The 22,440-nt window shown below is 42.4% G+C and carries 18 protein-coding genes and 1 pseudogene; 7 read left to right on the top strand and 12 right to left on the bottom strand.

Features of this window, described 5'->3' with window-relative positions; genetic code table 11:
- Positions 1 to 115: 115 nt before the first annotated feature.
- Together bfmR and bfmS are read left to right on the top strand one after the other, a co-directional pair.
- Positions 116 to 832 carry a response regulator transcription factor BfmR gene (gene bfmR, locus FTT71_RS02700; RefSeq protein WP_096902057.1) on the top strand — a complete coding sequence of 239 codons (717 nt, stop codon included), beginning with the start codon at positions 116 to 118 and terminating at the stop codon, positions 830 to 832.
- 62 nt (positions 833 to 894) lie between these two features.
- Positions 895 to 2,562, top strand: a complete 1,668-nt coding sequence (bfmS, locus tag FTT71_RS02695; RefSeq protein WP_096902056.1) for a sensor histidine kinase BfmS — start codon at positions 895 to 897, stop codon at positions 2,560 to 2,562.
- A 99-nt stretch (positions 2,563 to 2,661) separates the two neighbouring features.
- Here bfmS and putP read toward each other — a convergent pair whose 3' ends face one another.
- The 5 genes from putP to FTT71_RS02670 all read right to left on the bottom strand — a co-directional run bounded on the left by putP (position 2,662) and on the right by FTT71_RS02670 (position 7,481).
- Positions 2,662 to 4,152 (bottom strand): sodium/proline symporter PutP, encoded by a 1,491-nt coding sequence (gene putP, locus FTT71_RS02690; protein WP_154320988.1) that lies wholly within the window; start codon positions 4,150 to 4,152, stop codon positions 2,662 to 2,664.
- A 221-nt stretch (positions 4,153 to 4,373) separates the two neighbouring features.
- Complete coding sequence (locus FTT71_RS02685; protein WP_004972306.1) at positions 4,374 to 5,231, bottom strand: SPFH domain-containing protein; 858 nt, start codon at positions 5,229 to 5,231, stop codon at positions 4,374 to 4,376.
- A gap of 1 nt (position 5,232) precedes the next feature.
- A complete protein-coding gene (locus FTT71_RS02680; protein WP_096902094.1) occupies positions 5,233 to 5,718 on the bottom strand; it encodes an NfeD family protein in 486 nt (161 codons plus the stop codon).
- A gap of 129 nt (positions 5,719 to 5,847) precedes the next feature.
- Positions 5,848 to 6,765, bottom strand: coding sequence for a patatin-like phospholipase family protein (locus FTT71_RS02675; RefSeq protein ID WP_096902052.1), 918 nt, complete (start codon positions 6,763 to 6,765; stop codon positions 5,848 to 5,850).
- A gap of 62 nt (positions 6,766 to 6,827) precedes the next feature.
- Positions 6,828 to 7,481 carry a 1-acyl-sn-glycerol-3-phosphate acyltransferase gene (locus FTT71_RS02670; protein WP_180158695.1) on the bottom strand — a complete coding sequence of 218 codons (654 nt, stop codon included), beginning with the start codon at positions 7,479 to 7,481 and terminating at the stop codon, positions 6,828 to 6,830.
- A gap of 227 nt (positions 7,482 to 7,708) precedes the next feature.
- Here FTT71_RS02670 and FTT71_RS02665 point away from each other — a divergent pair, with 227 nt between their 5' ends.
- Positions 7,709 to 8,992, top strand: coding sequence for an MFS transporter (locus tag FTT71_RS02665; RefSeq protein ID WP_180158694.1), 1,284 nt, complete (start codon positions 7,709 to 7,711; stop codon positions 8,990 to 8,992).
- Between the two features lie 270 nt (positions 8,993 to 9,262).
- Here the strand turns inward: FTT71_RS02665 and FTT71_RS02660 are convergent, their stop codons facing one another.
- On the bottom strand, positions 9,263 to 9,940 hold the full coding sequence (locus FTT71_RS02660) for a YetF domain-containing protein (protein ID WP_131260696.1): 678 nt from the start codon (positions 9,938 to 9,940) through the stop codon (positions 9,263 to 9,265).
- 149 nt (positions 9,941 to 10,089) lie between these two features.
- On the opposite strand from FTT71_RS02660, the pseudogene FTT71_RS02655 reads away from it, so the two are divergent.
- Positions 10,090 to 10,477 (top strand): annotated as a pseudogene (locus tag FTT71_RS02655) (endonuclease domain-containing protein).
- Between the two features lie 148 nt (positions 10,478 to 10,625).
- Here the strand turns inward: FTT71_RS02655 and FTT71_RS02650 are convergent.
- Both FTT71_RS02650 and FTT71_RS02645 read right to left on the bottom strand, forming a co-directional pair.
- Positions 10,626 to 11,201 (bottom strand): hypothetical protein, encoded by a 576-nt coding sequence (locus FTT71_RS02650; RefSeq protein ID WP_136144609.1) that lies wholly within the window; start codon positions 11,199 to 11,201, stop codon positions 10,626 to 10,628.
- Positions 11,202 to 11,265: 64 nt separating this feature from the next.
- Positions 11,266 to 14,160 carry a valine--tRNA ligase gene (locus FTT71_RS02645; RefSeq protein WP_180160685.1) on the bottom strand — a complete coding sequence of 965 codons (2,895 nt, stop codon included), beginning with the start codon at positions 14,158 to 14,160 and terminating at the stop codon, positions 11,266 to 11,268.
- Between the two features lie 251 nt (positions 14,161 to 14,411).
- On the opposite strand from FTT71_RS02645, the gene FTT71_RS02640 reads away from it, so the two are divergent.
- From FTT71_RS02640 to FTT71_RS02630, 3 genes are all read left to right on the top strand, one after another.
- Complete coding sequence (locus tag FTT71_RS02640) at positions 14,412 to 15,080, top strand: hypothetical protein (protein ID WP_004972289.1); 669 nt, start codon at positions 14,412 to 14,414, stop codon at positions 15,078 to 15,080.
- 42 nt (positions 15,081 to 15,122) lie between these two features.
- Positions 15,123 to 15,929: an SDR family NAD(P)-dependent oxidoreductase gene (locus tag FTT71_RS02635; RefSeq protein WP_096902729.1), complete on the top strand. Its 807-nt coding sequence runs from the start codon at positions 15,123 to 15,125 to the stop codon at positions 15,927 to 15,929.
- Between the two features lie 114 nt (positions 15,930 to 16,043).
- Positions 16,044 to 16,778 carry a hypothetical protein gene (locus FTT71_RS02630; RefSeq protein ID WP_096902728.1) on the top strand — a complete coding sequence of 245 codons (735 nt, stop codon included), beginning with the start codon at positions 16,044 to 16,046 and terminating at the stop codon, positions 16,776 to 16,778.
- A 27-nt stretch (positions 16,779 to 16,805) separates the two neighbouring features.
- On the opposite strand, the gene FTT71_RS02625 is transcribed toward FTT71_RS02630, so the two are convergent.
- From FTT71_RS02625 to FTT71_RS02610, 4 genes are all read right to left on the bottom strand, one after another.
- Positions 16,806 to 17,267 (bottom strand): YbjQ family protein, encoded by a 462-nt coding sequence (locus tag FTT71_RS02625; protein ID WP_180160684.1) that lies wholly within the window; start codon positions 17,265 to 17,267, stop codon positions 16,806 to 16,808.
- Positions 17,268 to 17,298: 31 nt separating this feature from the next.
- Complete coding sequence (locus FTT71_RS02620) at positions 17,299 to 17,655, bottom strand: YbjQ family protein (protein WP_004972285.1); 357 nt, start codon at positions 17,653 to 17,655, stop codon at positions 17,299 to 17,301.
- 152 nt (positions 17,656 to 17,807) lie between these two features.
- Complete coding sequence (adeK, locus tag FTT71_RS02615; RefSeq protein ID WP_180072285.1) at positions 17,808 to 19,253, bottom strand: multidrug efflux RND transporter AdeIJK outer membrane channel subunit AdeK; 1,446 nt, start codon at positions 19,251 to 19,253, stop codon at positions 17,808 to 17,810.
- Positions 19,253 to 22,432: an efflux RND transporter permease subunit gene (locus tag FTT71_RS02610; RefSeq protein WP_004972283.1), complete on the bottom strand. Its 3,180-nt coding sequence runs from the start codon at positions 22,430 to 22,432 to the stop codon at positions 19,253 to 19,255. Before FTT71_RS02610 ends, adeK begins: the two co-directional genes overlap by 1 nt.
- Positions 22,433 to 22,440 lie beyond the last annotated feature (8 nt).

Here is a 22,440-nt window from a genome sequence, read left to right as displayed (position 1 = left end):
CAGTTTGGTGAACAGTATCTTGTTTACAATGTAAACGTGTGTATATTGCAAATTATATCAAGACCTATCTCTCAGATTTTAAAAGGATAGGTCGAATCCAATAAAGGGACAGGTTATGAGTCAAGAAGAAAAGTTACCAAAAATTTTAATTGTTGAAGATGATGAACGCCTTGCACGACTTACGCAGGAATACTTAATTCGCAATGGTTTGGAAGTTGGGGTAGAACCAGATGGCAACCGTGCGATTCGCCGTATTATTGCCGAGCAGCCCGACCTTGTGGTGCTTGATGTGATGTTACCAGGTGCCGATGGTTTAACCATTTGTCGTGAAGTTCGTCCACATTATCATCAACCGATTTTAATGCTGACTGCGCGTACTGAAGATATGGATCAGGTGCTAGGTCTGGAAATGGGTGCAGATGACTATGTTGCAAAACCTGTGCAGCCGCGTGTGTTGTTGGCGCGTATTCGTGCTTTATTGCGCCGTACCGACAAAGTGACTGAAGATGAAGTGGCACAGCGCATTGAATTTGATGATTTAGTGATTGATAACGGTGGTCGTTCTGTAACTTTAAATGGTGAATTGGTTGATTTCACCAGCGCAGAATATGACTTGTTATGGTTATTGGCTTCAAATGCAGGGCGTATTTTATCTCGTGAAGATATTTTTGAGCGTCTACGCGGCATTGAATATGATGGTCAAGACCGTTCAATTGACGTGCGTATTTCACGTATTCGTCCAAAAATTGGCGATGATCCTGAAAATCCAAAACGTATTAAAACTGTGCGCAGTAAAGGTTATTTGTTCGTTAAAGAAACCAACGGCATGTAATACGCTTTTTTCTGAGTCAAATACTGGCTCACATATAAAATAAGTCACATAGGACGGATTTTGTGCTTAAACACAGTATATTCTTGCGCATATATGCAGGATTGGTGATCTTAGTTGCAGTAGTTGCCATTTTGGCGTACTTATTGGTGCAAATCATCAACTATCAGCGTGCGCAAGAATATCGTGAGTCTTTAACTGATGGTATGGCTTATATTATTAGTGAAGGGATTGCACGACAGCAAAACGAACAGCAAAAGAAAGACTGGATTTCTGATGCATCCGATTTGCTGGAATTGCCCATCTACTATGTGCAGGCAGACAAAGTAGATTTGTCGCGCGCAGAGCTTAGACGGATTAAAGAACGTAAAGCGGCTGTGCGCTATAATGCCGAAAATATGATTGCCTATATTATTTTGGGTATGAAAGATGATCCAAATCATTATTTATATATCAAGGCAGATAAAATTACAGAACGGCAAATGAAAGCTTTGCCGATTTTTGTTTTAGATTATTTGGTGTATTACCCGGGTCAGGAAAAAGAATATCTAGCCAAAATTCAGCAGCACTTTTCTTATCCGGTCAATATTAAAAATATTCAGGAACTGCCACTCGATTCTGAACAGATTGGGCGTTTAAGACTCGATCACAGCATTATTTTATATCGTGACAATGCCACCGTGCGTGGTACAACCATCTCGATTGTGTCACCGATGCCAAATTCACCCTCAGAAGTCTTGGTTTTAGGGCCTGTGCCGTTATTTAACTGGATGCCATTCCAGTTGGCAGCAGGCATTACCTTGCTCAGTATGTTTATGTTGAGCTTGGGGGTTTATGGTTTGATCTTGCCTATGCAACGTAAGATCCGCCAAGTGAACTATGCCTTAAACCGCACCAAATCGGGTGATTTAAACATGCGTTTGCCTGTAGATGGCACAGATGAAATGGCAAGTTTGGCATCTAGCTATAACAGCATGTCTGACCATATTCAGCGTTTGATTGAAGCGCAGCGTGAACTGATGCGCGCTGTATCGCATGAGCTGCGCACGCCTGTGGCACGTATTCGTTTTGGTATGGAAATGCTGGCAGAAGAAGATGATTACGAATATCGCTTACAGCAAGTCGAAATGATTGATAAAGATATTGAGGCTTTAAACACCTTGATTGATGAGATCATGACCTATGCCAAACTTGAACAGGGCATGCCATCTTTAGAAATTGAAAAGATCGTTTTGGTTGAAGTGCTAGAGCAGGTGGCTACGGAAACAGAAGCATTGAAAACCCAAAAAGATATTCAATTGCTTGCCCCACCTGTGACTTTGGAAGTGGAAGCTGAACGCCGTTACTTGCACCGTGTGGTACAGAACTTGGTGGGCAATGCAGTCCGTTACTGTGACCATAAAGTCTTGATCAGTGGCGGTATTAACGAACAAGGCATGGCCTATGTTTGTGTGGAAGATGATGGGCCGGGGATTCCCGAACAAGACCGAGAACGTGTATTTGAAGCCTTTGCTCGTTTAGATGACAGCCGCACCCGTGCTTCAGGTGGTTATGGTTTAGGTTTATCTATTGTGAGCCGTATTGCTTATTGGTTTGGTGGGAAAATTGAAGTCGATCAGAGTCCAAACTTGGGTGGTGCACGTTTTATGATGGTTTGGCCTGCCAAACGGTTTAGTAAGGCAAGAAAAAAAGTCGCAGCAGAGAAAGAGAAAACTACAGATTCATTGACTTGATTTGAGTGTACTAAAACTTTTCTCAGACATAAAAACCAGTGCAGTTCAAGGCACTGGTTTTTTATCGCTTTTTTATCTCTATGCAGATCAATCTACAGCTTAGTGCGATTCTTTATATTGCTGATCGGCCTGTTCAAAACGGTCTGTCACTTCATGACTTGGCGCTTTACCCAATAAACTCACCACGACAATCGCAATCCAAGAACAGACAAAGCCCGGAATAATTTCATAAATACCCGTATCTGCCCAAAGGTTTTTCCAAAGAATGACCATAAGTGCGCCGACAACCATCCCCGCCAATGCACCATTTAAAGTCATGCGTTTCCAGAACAAAGACAAAATGATTAGTGGACCAAATGCTGCACCGAAGCCTGCCCAAGCATAAGAAACCAATCCCAAGACTTTTGATTCAGGATTACCCGCCATCCAAATAGCAAGCAGCGCAATCATGAGTACCATGCCGCGTCCGACCCACACCAATTCATTTTGTGAGGCATTTTTACGCAGGAACGATTTGTAAAAATCTTCGGTTAAAGTACTTGAACAGACCAAAAGTTGACAGCTTAGGGTACTCATCACAGCAGCTAAAATTGCAGCCAGTACCACACCTGCCACCCACGGATTAAACAGGATTTTGGTCAATTCCATAAATACTGTTTCAGGATTGGCATTGACCACACTTGCCAGTTCAGGATGTTGCTGGAAGTAGGCGATACCAAAAAAGCCCGCAGCCACCGCACCGCCTAAACATAAGGTCATCCATGTCATGCCAATACGACGTGCATTCGGAATAGACTTGACTGAATCAACTGCCATAAAACGCACTAAAATATGTGGCTGTCCAAAATAGCCTAAGCCCCATGCCATGAGGGAAATGATCGCGACCCAGCTTAAATCTCCGACTAAATTCAGCGCCTGCGGACGAGCCGCTTCTAAAGCAAGTGTGACTTGGCTTAGGTCAGAAAAGCTGAGTAGGGTAATGATAGGGGTCAGCAAGAGCGCAAAAATCATCAAGCCAGCCTGAATGGTGTCCGTCCAGCTGACTGCCAAGAAACCACCAATAAACACATAGCTGATGGTGGCAATAGCACTAATCCACAATGCAGTGCTATAAGGCAGATCAAACATACTTTCAAATAAGCGCGCACCTGCAACCATGCCCGAAGCACAATAAATCGCAAAGAAAATTAGAATTACGCAGGCAGATACAATCCTTAAAATTTTTCTTTGATCATTAAAACGGTTAGAAAAATAATCAGGCAAAGTCAGTGCATTGTGCTGTACTTCGGTGTGTACTCGTAAACGACCTGCCACCAAAAGCCAGTTTAGCCATGCGCCAATAATCAGACCAACGGCAATCCACATTTCAGACAAACCTGAAAGATAAATGGCACCGGGTAAGCCCATCAGCAACCAGCCACTCATATCGGATGCGCCTGCAGAAAGTGCAGTGACAAAACTGCCAAGGCGACGACCACCTAAAATGTAGTCCGAGAAATTTCGAGTCGCGCGATAAGCTAATAAACCAATGACAATCATGGCGACAATATAAAACAGGAAAGTAATAATGGTGGGGTTGAGTGCGCTCATACAGTATCCATTTGGGTTTTGGACAGTCGATGAAAATACAGACTGCTGCTAGACGTGAGTCACTCAATTTTGTGAGTGCAGAGATCTCATCTGCGGTGCTGATTTCATCAAGAAACGCGAAATTTAACCATACATTAAAAAATATTTCAGATTTTTTTCTGAATGGGCATAAAATAGGCAGCTTGAAAGCTGCCTATCATCTTGATGTTTATCTGATTTGCTTATGGATTATTGCGACCCATAACACCACGAATGGTATTCAGGACATCTGCAGGTAAGACCACAGTTTTGGCATTGTTGGATTTCGCCATATCTTGCATGGCTTTTACATATTGCTCACCCAATAAGTACGCCACAGGAATTTCTTTATCACCTACCGCAGAGCTGACCATTTCAATGGCACGTTGAGAAGATTCTGCCAATACAACTTGCGCTTCTGCATCACGACGTGAAGCTTCCAAACGACCATCGGCTTCTAAAATAGCCGCTTGTTTTTCACCATCGGCTTTGGTTACGGTAGCACGACGCTGACGTTCTGCTGCAGCTTGTTCTTCCATAGCTGCCTGCATGGTATGCGATGGTTTAATATCCTGAATTTCTACAGTTTTAAGGGTAATTCCCCAGTCTGAAATATCATCAGAAATGGCTGCTTTGAGTTTGGCTTTGATGTGATCGCGCGAAGACAAGGCATCATCCAAATCCATTTCACCCACAATAGAACGCAATGAGGTTTGAACAAGGTTTTGAATCGCCCAAGTATAGTTTTCAATGCCATACACTGCTTTTTCAGGAGTCGTGAGATTAATGTACGCTACCGCATTCATGAGCAGAACTGCGTTGTCACGGGTAATGACTTCCTGAGATGGAATATCTAATACAATATCTTTGGTGGTGACTTTATAGGCCACTTCATCGACATAAGGAATGACGAAGTTAAGTCCCGGTGCAAGTGTGGTGTGGTATTTACCCAGACGTTGCACAATCCACTTATAACCTTGCGGAACAATTCGCACGCCTTTAAAAATGGTAATTCCAACAAAGGCTAAAATCGCTAAAACAATAATAGATCCACCAGACATTTTAATTTCTCACTTTTTCGTTGTCATGTGCGCTGTGATGCGGCTGCACCACCAAATCATTACCCAAAATATCAATCACGCGAATACGATCTCCCACTTGCACAGGGCTTGTGGTGCGGCAGTTCCATTCGTCTGAACCAAGTACGGGCATCGGGAAACGGACTTTAATTTGATCATGTTCCAAGTTGGTTTGAATAACCATGCCAATTTGTCCAATAGTGGCTTCGCGTGACAAGCCTGCTTTGGTTTTATCGGTAGATAAGGGTTTGATAAATTTAAACCACGCCAAGGTACACAGTACCGACAAGATAATCCACATCACCAATTGGGTGGTGGTACCCATCATGGGGAACATCCAGTATAAAATACCGACCATGACTGCCCCAATACCAAACCATAAAGCGGCAAACGCAGGCAAGACCAGTTCTGAAAGCATTAACAGAACGCCTAGTACAAACCAGTGCCAAGGTTCAAGAACGAATTCCATACATCTACTCGCGTATTTTTACGATTGGTTAATTCTAATTGCTTAGAGAAACGCATCGACTTAAAAAGATGCGCTCTCATCACTTTAACAGATCAATAAGTTTATGAATATTAAAAAAATCACTGAATCCTAAAATTTCGGACGCGGTGCAGGTTTCAGCGCGGCAGGTGATTTTTTAAAGTTATTGATGGCTTGCAGAATTGCTTTGACCTGTAATTGTGCGGCTTTTTCACCTTCTAAAATGGTTTGGTTACTGGCTTTTAAATCTAGAGTACCAATATGTCCAACTTTAGGTTGAATCACGATATTGGCCTGCGCCAATTCCTGATTGATGCTTTGCTGCCCCATAATATTGAGGGTTTGATCGAGTAAGCCCCACATGCTGACAGGTTGATTGCCTGTCGGACGTGCAGAAATATCCACTGCAATGACTAAGTCGGCACCCATCGCTTTAGCCGTCTGTACGGGAATTGGGCTGACCAAGCCGCCATCCACATATTGTGTTCCGCCAATGGTGGCAGGTACAAAAACATTCGGAATACTGCAAGAGGCACGTACGGCTTGACCAGCATTGCCTTTAATAAAGTCGGCTTTACGTCCATTATCTAAACGTGTGGCAACGGCAGCAAAACGAATTGGAAATTTTTCAATCGGTTTATTTGCCACGTGTTGATTGACAAAGTCTTGTAACTTTTGACCTGCAATAAAACCCTGACGGTTTAAGGTTAAATCACGAATGTCGGATTCTTTAAAGGTTAGGGCAATATGTTGGAGCTGATAAGGACTTTTACCACTGGCGTATAAACTGCCGACAAAGCTGCCTGCACTGGTGCCTGTGACAATTTTTGGTTTAATCCCGTGAGACTCTAAAACTTTAATGACGCCAATATGTGCAAAACCTTTAGCACCACCGCCACCCAGCGCCAGTGCAATTACAGGTTCACGTGCTTGGATAGGTGTGGTGCTTGGCGGTGTTTTTGTTGTTTTGTCGCAGCCAGCCAAAGTTAGAGCTAGTACGCCCACTAAAGAATAACGAATCAGTTGCATATCAAATCTAAATTTAGATCAAAGAATATTGCGCCCATCTGAACAAAAAATAGAAACTTTGACTAGCCCTTTTTCAAAAGCTTTTGTAACGGTTTTGCCAACCAATGTGGATTTTTAGCCGAAAACTTGCCGTGATATTGCGTATAAATTGCATCTAAATCTTGAGCATAATCGCCCGTAGGATGAAACACGCCCAAAATATGAATGGTTTTGTGTGCATAATCAAAAGAGAACATCACAATTGGGATATTGGCGCCGTAGGCAATATGGTAAAAGCCACTGCGGATATTTTCGGCTTGTTTACGTGTGCCTTCGGGCGCCATACCAATCCAGATTTTTTCTTTTTTTCGTACAATATCAATAATATCTTGGGTATGTCCTTGAGGAGAATGGTGCACCACAGGAATTACCCCAATCCAGTTTAAAAGTGGCTTGAGTGGGGTTTCAAATAAAGTGTGCTTACCAAAAATAGTAATTTGAATACCTAAACCGAGTAGGGCGGTAAAACCATGCCACGCATCAATATTTGACGTATGCGGTGAGATAATAGCAACTGCTTTGGGCAAGTTGGGAAATTCGCCCACCATTTGCCAGCCTTGCGCCAAAAAAATATTTTTAAATAAAGCACGACTGCTGGCTGTTCCACGTTGTGGAACTTGGTCGGGTAACTGTGGAAATTGCCGTGCACTGCGTGCAAAAGGATTGGTGATTTTCATGAATGCGATGTCATCCTGACGTGCGTGATTAACAACAATAAATACCCAATATCATGACGCATGAATCTAAATCTATTCAAGATATTAGACTTTCGCTTTGTCTGATTCATTGGCAAAATAGTCGAAATCTGAATGTGAAAGTGATGAAAAATAACAATCCATTATTCAAAATTTTAGTGTAGTACTGCGTTTTTTTGATCTTTTGCCCATATCTAAATTGAGATGCTATGCCCAATTTGCGCCAAACTTATTTGTTGTTATTTTCTCTGTATTGGGCGCAGGGCTTGCCTGTTGGTTTTATGACCCATGCCTTGCCTGTGATTTTACGTGCGCAAGGTGTGTCTTTGGCACATATTGGCGGTTTCGGTTTGTTAATGCTGCCATGGTCAATCAAAGTGTTTTGGGCACCTTTGGTGGATCGCTTTGGACATTCATATTTTGGGCATTATCGTAGCTGGATTTTGCCGTGCCAGTGGCTGAGTGTTTTGGTGCTGATTGGGCTGTCCTTTTTACCGATTGAGTCCTTAAATCATCCTATATATTTGTGGGTGTTTTTTGTGGCTTTGCTCGGTATGAACTTGGTCGGTGCAACCCAAGATATTGCCACCGATGGTTTGGCGGTCAATATTTTACAAGCCAAACAGCAACATTGGGGTAATATCTTTCAGGTGGTTGGTTCACGACTGGGCTTTATTGTGGGTGGTGGTGCAATTCTGTGGGCATTGGATTGGCTAGATTGGCAAAAAACTTTCTTAATTTTAGCGGGATTGGTGTTTTTAAATACCTTGCCAATTTTAATGTTTAAAGAGCCACAACATGCTGCTAAACAAGTGCTTGTTCAAGCTCAAAGTAAAATGTCATTTCACGCACGTCTTGCTGCGATTCGTGAATATCTGCGCTATTTTGTGGAAACGCCTGTACTGTACGCATGGCTATGGGTGTTACTCAGCTTTAAAATTGCCGATGGTTTGGCTGGCCCTTTATTAAAACCTTTAATGGTAGATTTAGGCTTAAGCTTTTCTCAAATTGGCATTTATGTGACCATGTTGGGAGCAATGGCCGCTTTGTTGGGTGCAGGCATCGCAGGGTTGATGCTGAAATGGTGGTCTAGAGCGCATGCCCTCATCATTTTTTCTGTGCTTAAAATTTTGAGTTTAGTGGCCTATGCTTATTTGGCTGAATTGTATGAACAGCAAGTTGATGTTGCACACTGGCTGATTTATAGCATTAATGCTGCAGAAGATTTGTGCTCTGCCATGTTACTTGTGGTGATGCTGACCTTGATTATGCAGTACAGCCGTAAACAATACGCAGGGACCGACTTTACATTTCAGGTTGCGATTATGGCGACTGTGAGCGGGGTACTTTATACCCTGAGTGGAATCTTAGGCGATGCTTTAGGCTACGCGAATTATTTACTGTTGATTTGTATTGTTGCGATTCTATGCTTTGTACTGATCTGGAAATGGGCAAAGCTTGCGAAAAGCGTTCAATCATCAGCACTTGAATAACAAGGTAGATCATCAAGACAGGATGACAGACCTAAACCACGTTAAAAAGTCATTGCGTGGAAAAAATAAAAGCGACCTTTAAAGAGTCGCTGGAGTATAAAAGGTATCCACATTAAAGCCAATACCGACCTCGTTTTTGTATTTTCAAAAATTATTATTTGCGCTTTCAGTGCTTCTCTTCTGCAGCGCAGGCAGTATAACGTTAAATTATGACAATCCTGCGACAATTTAAGTCGCATAGAGGTGTGTTGCAGCTAAAATCAACATATTCTAGCTGCGATATGCAGTATTGATTGCCAGTGTCCATTGTTGGTGATTACAACGCGGACAGACTTCATTGGCGTGTTCAAGTAAACGGACATGCCCACAATACATGCAGGCATAATACGTGTTTGGAGTTGTGCGGTTCACGGGTTGGTAAGCTTTAGGGAATAAGGGTAAACCATAGCGTGTGGCACCGCCATGAAAAAACAACATGCTGAATTTTCCATCACTTTCTAGTAAGCCAACACGTACTTGCCCTAAATGCTCCACGCCTTGTTGGCGCATTTCGGCAAAGAATTCATCATGCGACATTTTACCGTACTTAATTTTTTCTAAGACCAATTCACCATCTTCTACAATATATAGCGATTTACCTTCAATCAAATCTTCAAAGGGTTGGTATTTCATCATGAGCCATGTGGTCAGGCGATACATCCCAATCACCACTGTCATCACCACCAAGGCATGTACCAAGGGTAAATCTTCAGTGAACATAGGGTCGCCCGCAATAGAACCGAGCGATAAAATAATGGCCAATTCAAAAATAGAAAGCTGGCGTACTCCGCGTTTTCCTGTGAGGCGTAAAAATAGAATAATCATGCCAAACATGAGTGCAGCACGAATCATTAATTCTGCAACAAATGTCCATGTGGTGTCGTGAATGAAGATGGTGAACCAATCCATAGATTGTCTATTTTGTTATTTTGATGCTTGATACTATGCTTAAATTGAGTGGGTAAAATAGTGGTTTTGAGTAAAGAACTGCAATTATTTTAGTGGTTTAGAAACATAGAAATTTGTTATATTGCCTAAAAACTATAAATACAAAAATAATGAATCAGAAGATGAATTCACAACTATTACAATTTGCCAAATCTATGCGTCATGCTGCTACGGATGCTGAAAATTTGCTGTGGCAACTACTTAGTGCAAACGCTTTATGGTGCTCAAATTTAGACGTCCGTAGATGATTGAACCGTATATTGTAGATTTTTACTGTCATGAGATTGGCTTGGTCATTGAGTTGAATGGCGGTCAGCACAATACGGAAAATGGTCAGGCTTATGATGTCGAGCGCACTCAGTTTTTGAGACTTTGGGCTTAACTGTCGTGCAGTATTGGAATTCTGATGTGTTGGGAAGGGTGGATGTGGTGTTGGAGGATTTGTGGCAGGTGTGTTCTGAATTGAAAAATACCTCTTTTATTAAAGAGGTATTTTGAAAATTATCGACGATTGCTTGATTCAAAATCTACACGGGGATCAGCACTTTCCGTAGTTACTCTGTAATTTGACGGTAAATTAACAGAATCTTTAACCCATGTAGGTCTAGGACGGCTAGAAGCTGTTAGGGTTGTTAAAGTATTTTGATTATTTCTTGATGTAGAGTTTTGAGAGTTCTGTGTATGTCTGGACATTGCATTCTCCCGTTAACCATAAAATTAATAGATATAGACATAATATGCTAAAAATAGCTGCTGCACAATTAATCTCTGAATAAGCTTTTTCTAAAGCAATAACTTTGTCTTCAAGCATTTGGGCATTTCGAGAAATTAAATCCTGATAAATTTCTCCCATATACCACAGGCATGTTCTTTCGTCATTATCCATAAAAGTGTTAATTAAATTGGTGTCATCCAACGGAACTTTTTCTAGTGCAGAAAGACTAAGTACTTTTGCAATTTTATACCAACAGCTTAGAATTGCTATAAACAAGATTACACATAAAATATATAAAATCCATTTAGTTAATGAAGTGCAAGCATAAGCAGTAAAAGTTTCTAACTTGGTTAGTGCTGCTGAGTAGGCAACTATCACAATACCAACCATTGTTGAATATTTAATTGCTTTATCATCCAGTGATTTACTTCTATCGATCTCTAGTTGATATTCATGCTTGGAAACTTCAAATAGAATTTTATATTTATTGATGTCATCTTGGCTCATATTGAAAAACAAAGGGCTGAATAATCAGCCCTTTATACACAAATTAGATCAAACTAACAACACATTAAAGCGCTGCAATCTGCTCCATATTCGCTTTAATTTTCGCTAACTGATCTGCAAATTCAGCAAGTTTCACTTTCTCGCCTTCAACCACAGCCGCAGGGGCTTTCGCCACAAAACCTTCATTTGCAAGTTTAGTTGCAATTTGGTCATGCTGCTTTTGAACCTTGTCTAAGTCTTTTTGTAGACGACCCAATTCTGCTTTCGGGTCAATCAAACCCTTCATTGGAACGAATACAGACACGTGACCGACTACAGAAGAAGAAGACAATGGTGGTTGTTCACCATCTGCCAAGAAGGTAATGCTTTCAACTTTCGCCAATGCTTTAAACAACGGTTCAATACGAGAAATTTGTGCTTTTTCTGCTTCAGTCGTGTTCTGTAAAAGTACAGGCAATAAACGTGCATTACCTAGACCCATTTCACCACGAATGTTACGCACCGCACCAATCAAACCTTGTAGCCATTGCATATCTGCTTCGGCTTGTTCGTTGATTTTGGCTTCATCTGCAACAGGGTAGTTTGCCAACATAATGGTTTCGCCACCCAAGCCAATCATTGGCGCAAGGGTTTGCCAAATTTCTTCAGTTAAGTACGGCATGATTGGATGAGCAAGACGTAAAGAAGCTTCCATCACCGCAAGCAATACACGACGAACTTCGGCTTTGCGTTCTTCAGAAACAGACTCATCATTCAGAACAGGTTTGGTTAGCTCTACATACCAGTCGCAGTATTCATTCCAAATAAAGTCATAAATCGCTTGCGCAGCCAAGTCTAAACGGTAAGTTGCAAACGCTTGATGAACAGCTTGCTCTGCCTTTTGTAAACGGCTCACAATCCACTGTTCAGGCAATTCCCAAAGGTCTTGACGTGCCTCTTGACCAACCGTTTGACCTTCAACATTCATCAATACAAAACGGGTAGCATTCCAAATTTTGTTGGCAAAGTTACGATAACCTTCCACACGTTTCATATCAAACTTGATGTCACGACCTGTATTTGCCAATGCGCAGAAGGTAAAACGAACCGCGTCTGTGCCATAAGCCTGAATCCCTTCTGGGAATTCTTTGCGGGTCGATTTTTCAATTTTCGCTGCTTGTTTCGGGTTCATCAAACCCGTCGTACGTTTCTGTACTAAAGTTTCAAGATCTACACCGTCAATCAAGTCTAATGGGTCAAGCACGTTGCCCTTAGACTTCGACATTTTTTGACCTTCGCTGTCACGTACCAAACCGTGAACGTAAACTGTTTTGAACGGTACTTGTGGCGTGCCATCTTCATTCTTCATGAAGTGCATGGTCATCATGATCATACGCGCCACCCAGAAGAAGATGATGTCGAAACCAGTGACCAATACATCTGTTGGATGGAAGGTATTTAAGAAGTAGTTAGCTTTGTCTTTTTCAGCATCGCCTGTCCAGCCTAAAGTTGAGAATGTCCACAGACCTGATGAGAACCATGTATCGAGTACGTCTTCGTCTTGGTTCAATTCAACGTCAGCGGGGATGTTGTTTTTCGCACGAACTTCTGCTTCGTCACGACCAACGAATACGTTACCTTCAGCATCGTACCAAGCGGGAATACGATGCCCCCACCACAATTGACGCGAGATACACCAGTCCTGAATGTTGTTCATCCACGCCATGTACATGTTGCTGTATTGTTCAGGCACGAACTTGATGCGACCATCTTTCACTGCTTCAATTGCAGGCTGCGCCAACGGTGCAATTTTGACATACCATTGGTCGGTCAATAATGGCTCAACAATCACACCTGAACGGTCACCGCGAGGTGGTTTTAGCGTGTACGGTTGGATCTGATCTAACCAGCCTTCAGCTTCCGCTTGCTCAACCAGTTTCTTACGTGCTTCAAAACGCTCTAAACCGATGTAATCTGCAGGTGCAGGAATGGTTTTAGAAATTTGTTCGCCGGCTTTTGCGATATATTCAAACTCAGCCAATACTTCAGCATTTTTGTTGAAGATATTGATGATTGGCAATTCGCAGCGTTTACCCACTTCATAGTCATTGAAGTCGTGTGCAGGGGTAATTTTTACACAACCTGTACCGAATTCTTTATCGACATACTCATCTTTTACGATTGGAACGGCACGACCTGTAATTGGGAGGATGATGTTTTGACCAACAAGGTGCGAGTAACGCTCATCATCAAGGGCAACCGCAACCGCAGTATCACCCAGCAATGTTTCAGGACGAGTGGTTGCCACTACAATGTGATCTTTACCATCGTGAGTGCGTAGTGATTTATCTTCAAAGAAATATTTGAAGTGCCACAATGAACCTTGTTCTTCTTTATCCGACTCAACTTCTAAGTCAGAAAGGGCAGTTTGTAATTTTGGATCCCAGTTTACAAGGCGTTTGCCGCGGTAAATTAAACCTTCTTCGTGTAATTTCACGAAAACTTCTTTCACCGCATTCGATAAGCCTTCGTCCATAGTGAAGCGTTCACGTGACCAATCTACCGAAGAACCTAAACGGCGGATTTGACGGGTAATGTTACCGCCAGATTGTTCTTTCCATTCCCAGACTTTTTCGATGAATTTTTCACGACCTAAGTCATGGCGGCTGATATTTTGTGCGCCCAATTGACGCTCTACTACCATTTGTGTGGCAATACCCGCGTGGTCTGTACCCGGTTGCCATAAAGTATTTTTACCCGACATACGGTTAAAGCGCGTGAGGGCATCCATAATGGCGTTGTTAAAACCATGACCCATGTGCAAGCTACCTGTGACGTTTGGCGGCGGAATCATGATACAGAATGATTCGCCTTTTTCAGACGGCTTAAAGTAGCCGTTTTCTTCCCAAGTCTTGTACCATTTTTTCTCGATCTCGGTAGGATCGTAGGTTGTAGCAATATTTTGCGCTGAATCAGTCATAGTAAGAACAGGTTAAAAGTGAATAAAAAATTGCAACTATTGTAGCAAAAAAATTGCCCGCTAAGCGAGATTCAACTCAGCCAAACTTATCGCAATTGGCAGTTGGGCAAACTCATCGTATGATGGGCGACAAGTATGATAAAAACTTCAAGTTCTCCGTTGCCTGTAACACTGTTTTAAACTGGGTTTAAGCAATGGATTTTAAAATAGATGAAAACACATCAATACGGTCAAAATAGGCAAGTTCAGTTATGACTTATGCTGTATCTTTAAAATTAAAACCAGAAACATATCAAAGATTTCAACACATTCATCAACAACTCAATGCAGGTGAATCGGAAAGTTTATCTAAAGCTTTGGGGGCGGTACTGACCGATATTTCTTGTGAAATTATTGAGCAACTTTTTGGTGAATTGTCACGTTCTAGTCATTCACTGGATGGTGAATCTGAAAAAATTATTCAGCAAGTCATACAAACCATGCAAAAATATATGCCATGGTCGGTGTCGTTTTTTGGCAATGAACGCTTAACGCCTATGGTGAATTATCTGGCAAGCATGATGTATCAGCAGGAAGGGCAAGGTTTTGTGACTTATCCTGTCGATAGTATTGTTATGAAAGAAACGTTGGGTTGTATTGAGCAAATTCGGCAGGGCAACAGTGCATGTATTGCGCCTGCATTTAAAGGGTTTACTCAAATTATTGATCAGGGCGTGGGTTATTTAATTCGTGATCCGAAAAAAATGCTGAAATTTAATTTGGTGGTCGATAAAACTTTAAACGGCGTGATTCATTTGACTACGCAACTGGGGTATAAACGCCTAGAAAAAATGGGTGCGCAATTCGATTTGGAAAGTGCAGAGATATATTTAAACCATTTTCTTGGGTTTTTGCAGCATCCTGCAAAACCTAAGACTTAAATTTTGATGACTTAAATTTTTAAATAACGCGGACAAACGGTTATGGCAAAACGGGAAAACTTGGAACATAAAGTGGTGTGGATTACAGGTGCATCTTCTGGCATTGGTAAGGCATTGGCAAAAGAGTGTGCTTTACAAGGTGCACAAGTGATTTTAACCGCACGTCGTTATGAAGAACTTGAAAAAGTACGCGTGAGTTTGCTGAATCCTGAACGTCATCTTTCTGTATGTGCAGATATTACCAATGAAAGTCAGGTGTTACATGCGTATGAACAAGTTTTGGCACGTAAAGGACGCATTGACTGGCTAATTAATAATGCAGGTTTAAGTCAGCGCGCTTTAATTGCCGATACCACTATGCAGACTGAACGCACCATTATGGAAGTGGATTATTTCTCTCAGGTCTTTCTGACCAAAACTGTCTTGCCGACCTTTTTACAGCAAAAACATGGTCGCATTATTTTTGTATCTAGTGTTGCAGCATTATTGGGTACGCAATATCGCGCGTCATATTCTGCAGCGAAAAGTGCCATTCACATGTGGGCGAATAGTTTGCGTGCAGAAGTAGCAGAGCAGGGCGTACAGGTTTCAGTTGTTTTCCCAGGATTTGTGAATACCAAGGTGTCTTTTAATGCGTTGAATGGTGAAGGCAAACCACAAGGACATCAAGATGAAGCCATTGAAAATGGTTTAGATGCCGATGTTTTTGCTAAAAATACAGTTAAAGCACTCATGGCAGGCGATGAATATATCGTGGTCGGGGGCGCTAAAGAAAAACTGGGCGTGTTGGTGTCGCGTTTATCGCCAAGTACTTTATATAAAATGATTCGTAAAACCAAAGTGAAGTAATTTTTAATCAAAGTGACTTCAAAATAAAATAATAAAAACAAAAAGAAGGATGAGCCATGCGTTTAATAATGAAAGGTTTTTTTTATCAGCGCGTGGCTTTTCGCTTTCTTAGGGATGACTCAAACGACATTTGCCAAATTACAAACAAACGATGATTCGTTGTGTAAACAACCTGAATATATTGAAAAGATTTTACGACAGCACACAAATACAACCACAGTGAATGAGGACTTTTTGGCTTGTGCAGATTTCCCCAATGTTACTGAACAAACTTTAATTGCTTATGCTGAAACTCAGACAAAAGATGATCAACCTGTAGATGATTATCAGCTGACTTTTTTAACCGTAAATAGTAAAACGCAAAAGCTTCATTCAATCTATCACGTGAAAGAGCTTTTGCCTTCAGATGCAATTGAACTGCGTTCTATCCATTTAGATTTGGCGCCGTATCAAGTTTCTGAAAGCTTAAGGGCAATTGGTTTAAGAAGGAATTATGCAGGACGTTCAAGTGCCAATCCTTTTTCGGCGCAAGTACTCGATTTATATGATTTACAACATAACAAGAAAATTTTAAACGGCTTAATCGTAGCGCGCTATCAGGCAGAAACCGATACACGTTGTAATGCCAAAGTAATAGAAAGCAAAGCTATTTTAATGATCTTGCGAAATACAACTCGACAATATTTTGATATGCAATTACGTGATCGTATTCAACATTATGAAATGTCGGGCGATTTAGAAAATTGCAAAGAAACTAAACGAGTGTCTACTCAACAGCGTTTCACTTTAAAATTTGATGGTCGGCAATATCAAATTCCTCAGCCTTATCGAGATCAGTATTTATACTAAATTCTTTACAAACGCTGAAAGATGTACTCAGCGTTTTGCAGAGAATTGACTAACGCTATTTTGAACCGCAGTTCCATAAGCAAAGACTTCGACCATGCCGCCTTGCACCCCCAATTCTGTGGTGCTTAAACGCAGCCCCATAATATGATTTGCGCCCATTTTTTCAGCTTCTAATTTTAAACGGACGATGGCTTCACGACGCGCCCGCTCGACAATACTTTCATAACTGGTCAAACGCCCGCCAAAGAAGTTCTGAATATTGGCAATCACAAACTTAAAATAATCGTGAGAAATGACCACATTACTATGTATCAATTGCCCAAAATTGGGACTGGTCTGGAAGCGGTTATTATCAATCTGAATATAGCTTAAACGCAGTTCTTGCTCGGCTAAATATTTGAAATGCTTGCGTTCGTTGCGTCGCCCAAAACCAAAGCCTACAGCAAATAAAATCGCAAAGACAACAATTTGCAGAATTAAATTATCCATGTGATGTTATTCCTGTCCAATAATCTTTACTTTAGTGTGATGCTGGAAATGGGTCTGGAAGTTTAGGAATATCTGCCTCGACCACCACTGCTGTACCGTAAACAAATAATTCCGAAGCACCTTGGGCAATGTTCGAGGTAGAAAAGCGAATCCCAACAATAGCATTGGCACCTAAACCACGTGCTTTTGCAATCATACGATCCATCGCTTCTTGGCGTGATTCTTCTAGTAATTCGGTATAAGCCGTTAATTCACCACCGACAATATTTTTGAGTCCTGCCAAGAAGTCACGCCCCACATGCTTACTGCGTACGGTGCTGCCATAGACCACATCAATTTGCCGTGAAATACGATGACCTGGTACAGATTCAAGATTACTGAGCAACATAAGATTCTAATATTTAAAAACAAGACGTATTGAAGATATGAAATGTACTGGCAAAAAGCAATAAAAAAGCCCACCGAAGTGAGCTGATTTAGTCTGTATGTGTCTGTATGTATTGAGCTGTTAAGCAGCAAATTTAAGGTAGACGCAAAGGCTTATTGCGCTTTACGTTCTGCCGATGATGCAGGTTGCAAAGTAGCATCTGAAGTGTTGGCTTTCACACCGCCACCCAAAGATTTATACAACTCCACCTGATTGTTCAAATTGGCTTGTTCCAACAACAATAAACCTTGTTCTGCTGCATAAGACGTACGCTGTGCATCCAACACGGTTAAATAGTTGTCAATGCCTGCGCGGAAGCGTGCATTAGATAATTTATAAGTGGTATTGGTCGCATCAACCAAGCGTTTTTGTGCCGCTAAACGATCACCAATATTTTGACGAACTGCCAAAGCATCATTCACTTCACGGAATGCAGACTGAATTGATTTTTCATAGTCAGCCAAAGCAATTTGTTGATCCGTTTCTGAAATTTTGATGTTGGCTTGGCGTGTGCCCCAATCAAAAATTGGCAAGTCGATGCTCGGGCCCACTGCCCAAACAAAACTGCCTGATTTAAACAAATCACTCAAGTCAGTTGATGCATAGCCTGCATTGCCCGTGAGGCTAATGCTTGGGAATAAACGTGCTTTTGCTGCACCAATATTGGCACCCGCAGCCGATAGTCGATACTCTGCAGTACGAATATCAGGACGGTTATTCAGCAAGTCACTTGGTAAACCAGCGTCAATTGCGGTAGTTTTGGTAATGCGCGTCACACGTTGCGTTGGCAATAACGCACTTGGAACTTGTTCGCCCACCAACAAGTTCAGCAAGTTTTGTGCTTGCGCGACTTGGGTTTTGTAGTTGGCGACATCATTACGTGCAGTTTCAACTGAAATTTGTGCCTGACGGACAGGTAATTCACTATCAATGCCGACATCAAAACGCTTTTTGTTGAGGTTATAAGACTCAAGCTGTGTTTTTAAGGTTTGGTCTGCCAGTTTTAAATTGGCATTGGCAAAAGAATAGTTGAGCCATGCTTGCGCCACCTGACCAATCAAGGCAATTTGTGTGGCATCACGCGAGCTTTGAGTTGCCAAGAAGTTATCTAATGCATTGTCTTTTAAGCTGCGTACACGACCCCAAAAATCTAGTTCGTAGGCAGTTACACCTAAACCAACGTTATAGCGTGTGTGTGTGCCTAAAGCAGTACCTTGATCTTGACGCAGTACGCCACCGCTAGCACCAATGGTAGGTAACTGGTTGTTTTCGGTAATTTGATAGGCTTGTTGGGCACGTTGGATATTCAGCGTCGCTGTGCGTAAATCACGGTTATTGTTCAATGCCATATCCAAGACTTGTAATAAGCGTTGATCGGCAAAGAAATCTTTATAACCTTGTTCAGCCACTGAAGTACCCGATGCAGCAGCAGTATAGCTGCTTGGAATACTTGTCTGAGCGACGGGCTCTGGCCCACGCATACTTTGACAGGCTGTCAAAGCAAGCGCGAGGGCAGAAACCGCAATACCACGGCCTGTATGCGACCATAAGTTTTGCATCACGATACATGCTCCTGATTATTTTGTTGTTTTGGTTTGTATTTAAAGATACTTCTAATCCAGACATAGAATACAGGAATAAAGAAGATCCCTAACAAGGTTGAGCTAATCACACCACCTAAAACACCATAACCGACCGAGTGTTGGCTACCTGCACCTGCACCTGAAGAAAGTGCAAGCGGCAATACACCAAAACCAAAGGCTAAAGTGGTCATAATGATTGGACGTAAACGCATTTTTGCAGCATGCAAGGTCGCTTCAAACAGGTCTTCACCTTTTTCTTGTAGCTCTTTGGCAAACTCCACAATCAAAATCGCGTTTTTGGCAGATAAACCAATCACGGCAATAATCGCCACTTGGAAGTAAATGTTGTTGGATAGGTTCGGGTTTTTGAACAAGATCATGCCCCCGAAGGTAAGCAATAATGCTCCGACAATACCCAACGGTACCACCAACAGCACCGAGAATGGAATAGACCAGCTTTCATACAAGGCTGCCAAACACAAGAATACAATCAGTAATGACAGTGCATAGAGGAATGGTGCCTGATCGCCCGATTCACGTTCTTCAAGTGATAAACCTGTCCATTCATAGTCAAAGCCGTTTAAGCCCATAGATGGAAGTTTTGCGACAATTTCTTCCATCGCTTGCATGGCTTCACCAGAGCTGACACCTGGCGCAGGTGCACCCTGAATGTTCTTGGCAGATACGCCGTTATAGCGTTCCAAACGAGGTGAACCATAAGTCCATTCACCTGTTGCAAAGGCAGAGAATGGCACCATTTCACCACGGTTGTTGCGGACATACCACTTGTTCAGGTCTTCAGGCATCATGCGTGAATCAGATTCGGCTTGCACATAGACTTTTTTCACGCGACCACGGTCAATAAAGTCATTGATGTACGAACCACCCCAAGCCATGCCCATGGTGCTGTTGATTTCAGCAATGCTGACACCTGCCGCACCTGCTTGCGCTTGGTCAATAATAATACGGTACTGTGGTGTATCTTCTTGACCATTTGGACGTACGCCCATTAAGCGAGGGTCTTTAGATGCTTCACCCAACACAATATTACGTGCCATGGTGAGTTTTTCATGACCATTGCCCGCAGCATCTTTTAGTTGCAAGTTAAAGCCTGAGCTGACACCTAATTCTGGCATCGCAGGAAGCTGTAATGGCATGATGTAAGTGGCATCTTTCACAATCATGTTCAGTGCCATACCACGCTGGATAATTGCACCAACTTGAGATTCAGGGCTTGTACGCTCACTCCAGTCTTTTAACTTAATGAACGCCATACCTGCGTTTTGACCAACGCCTGAGAAAGAGAAGCCTGAAACACTAAATACCGACTGCACATGCTCTTTTTCATTTTCTCTGAAAAAGTTGGTCATGCTGGTCATGGTGGCGTCAGTACGTTCCAAAGTTGCATTTGGTGGGAGTTGTACCAATGTCATCACCACGCCCTGATCTTCATCAGGCAAGAATGATGATGGTAGTTTTTGGAACACTAGCACAATAATGCCCAGTACCACTGCATATAAAACCCCCGAGAAGATTTTATGATGCGTCATGCGGTTAACACCACCTTGATATTTAACCGAGAGCTTATCGAAACTGCGGTTAAACCAGCGGAAGAAACGCGCAAAAATACCGTTGCTTTCAGGCTTGTTTGGATCGTGTTGTTTAAGAATCGTGGCACATAGGGCAGGGGTAAAGGTCAACGCTACGACCAGTGACAACACCATTGCAGTCACAAGCGTAATTGAGAATTGACGATAAATAACGCCTGTAGTCCCACCAAAGAATGCCATAGGTACGAATACCGCAGACAATACCGAGGTAATCCCGATCAGTGCGCCTGAAATCTGTTTCATCGACTTTTCAGTCGCCGCCACAGGGTCAAGATGTTCTTCGACCATGACACGTTCTACGTTTTCCACCACGACAATTGCGTCATCGACCAATAGACCAATCGCCAGTACCATGGCAAACATGGTCAGGGTGTTAATCGAGAAGCCAAACATGTTGATCACGGCAAAGGTACCCAGTACCACCACAGGTACGGCCATAGTTGGAATAATTGTGGCGCGCCAGTTCTGCAAGAACAGGAACATCACAATAAAGACCAAAATGATCGCTTCAATTAAGGTTTTAACAACACTCTTAATCGAAAGTTCAATAAATGGCGTGGTATCAAAAGCCAACTCATCCTTTAAACCCGCAGGGTAGTTAGGACGTAATTGCTTGAGGCGTTCTTCCACAGCAGCAGCAGTATCTAGGGCGTTAGCACCTGTAGATAATTTAATTGCGACACCGCCCGCAGGCTTGCCGTTGTATTTAGAAATAAACTGATAGTTGTCTGCACCAAGTTCAATTCGTGCCACATCACCCAAGCGCACTTGAGCGCCTGAAGCGGTATTTTTTAGAAAAATATTGCTGAATTGTTCAGGTGTTTGCAGCAAGCTTTGCGCAGTTACTGTAGCATTCAAAGCCTGACCTTGAATTGCAGGTGCGCCGCCCAATTGACCTACCGCAACCTGTGCGTTTTGGGTACGAATCGCTTGAGCAATATCACTTGGTGTGACTTGCAAGCTCGCCATTTTGGCAGGGTCCATCCAAATACGCATCGCGTATGAGCCACCAAAGACTTGTACTTCACCCACACCTGCAACACGGCTCAGCGGTTCAGAAATGTTAGAGTTAACATAGTCTTTAATATCATCGGCAGACAGGCTTTCATCAGGTGAATAAAAAGCGAGAACCTGTAAGAAGCTCGCTCCTGATTTGGTCACTTTCACGCCTTGACGTTGCACATCATCAGGCAAGAGCGCCGTAGCAGATTGCAATTTGTTCTGTACTTGAACCTGTGCAATATCTGGGTCGATACCTTGTTCAAAGTTTAACGTAATGGATGCAGAACCGTTCCCCGCACTGTTGGATGAAATATAGCGCAGACCATCCAAGCCGTTCATTTGTTGTTCAATAATTTGCGTTACTGTGTTTTCCACAGTTTCAGCAGATGCACCCGGATAGGTTGCAGCAATGGTGACCGTTGGCGGTGCAATGGTCGGATATTGGGCAATTGGCATATTGGTGAGGGTAATAATCCCCGCCAACATGATTACCAATGAAATCACCCATGCAAAAATGGGGCGATGAATAAAAAAGTGAGCCATTAACGTCT

Source organism: Acinetobacter sp. YH01004, assembly GCF_013420455.1.
In the GTDB taxonomy this organism is placed as follows: Bacteria; Pseudomonadota; Gammaproteobacteria; order Pseudomonadales; family Moraxellaceae; genus Acinetobacter; species Acinetobacter towneri.
The sequence above is the reverse complement of the archived record's forward strand: the minus strand, read 5'-3'. Positions and strand labels throughout refer to the sequence as shown.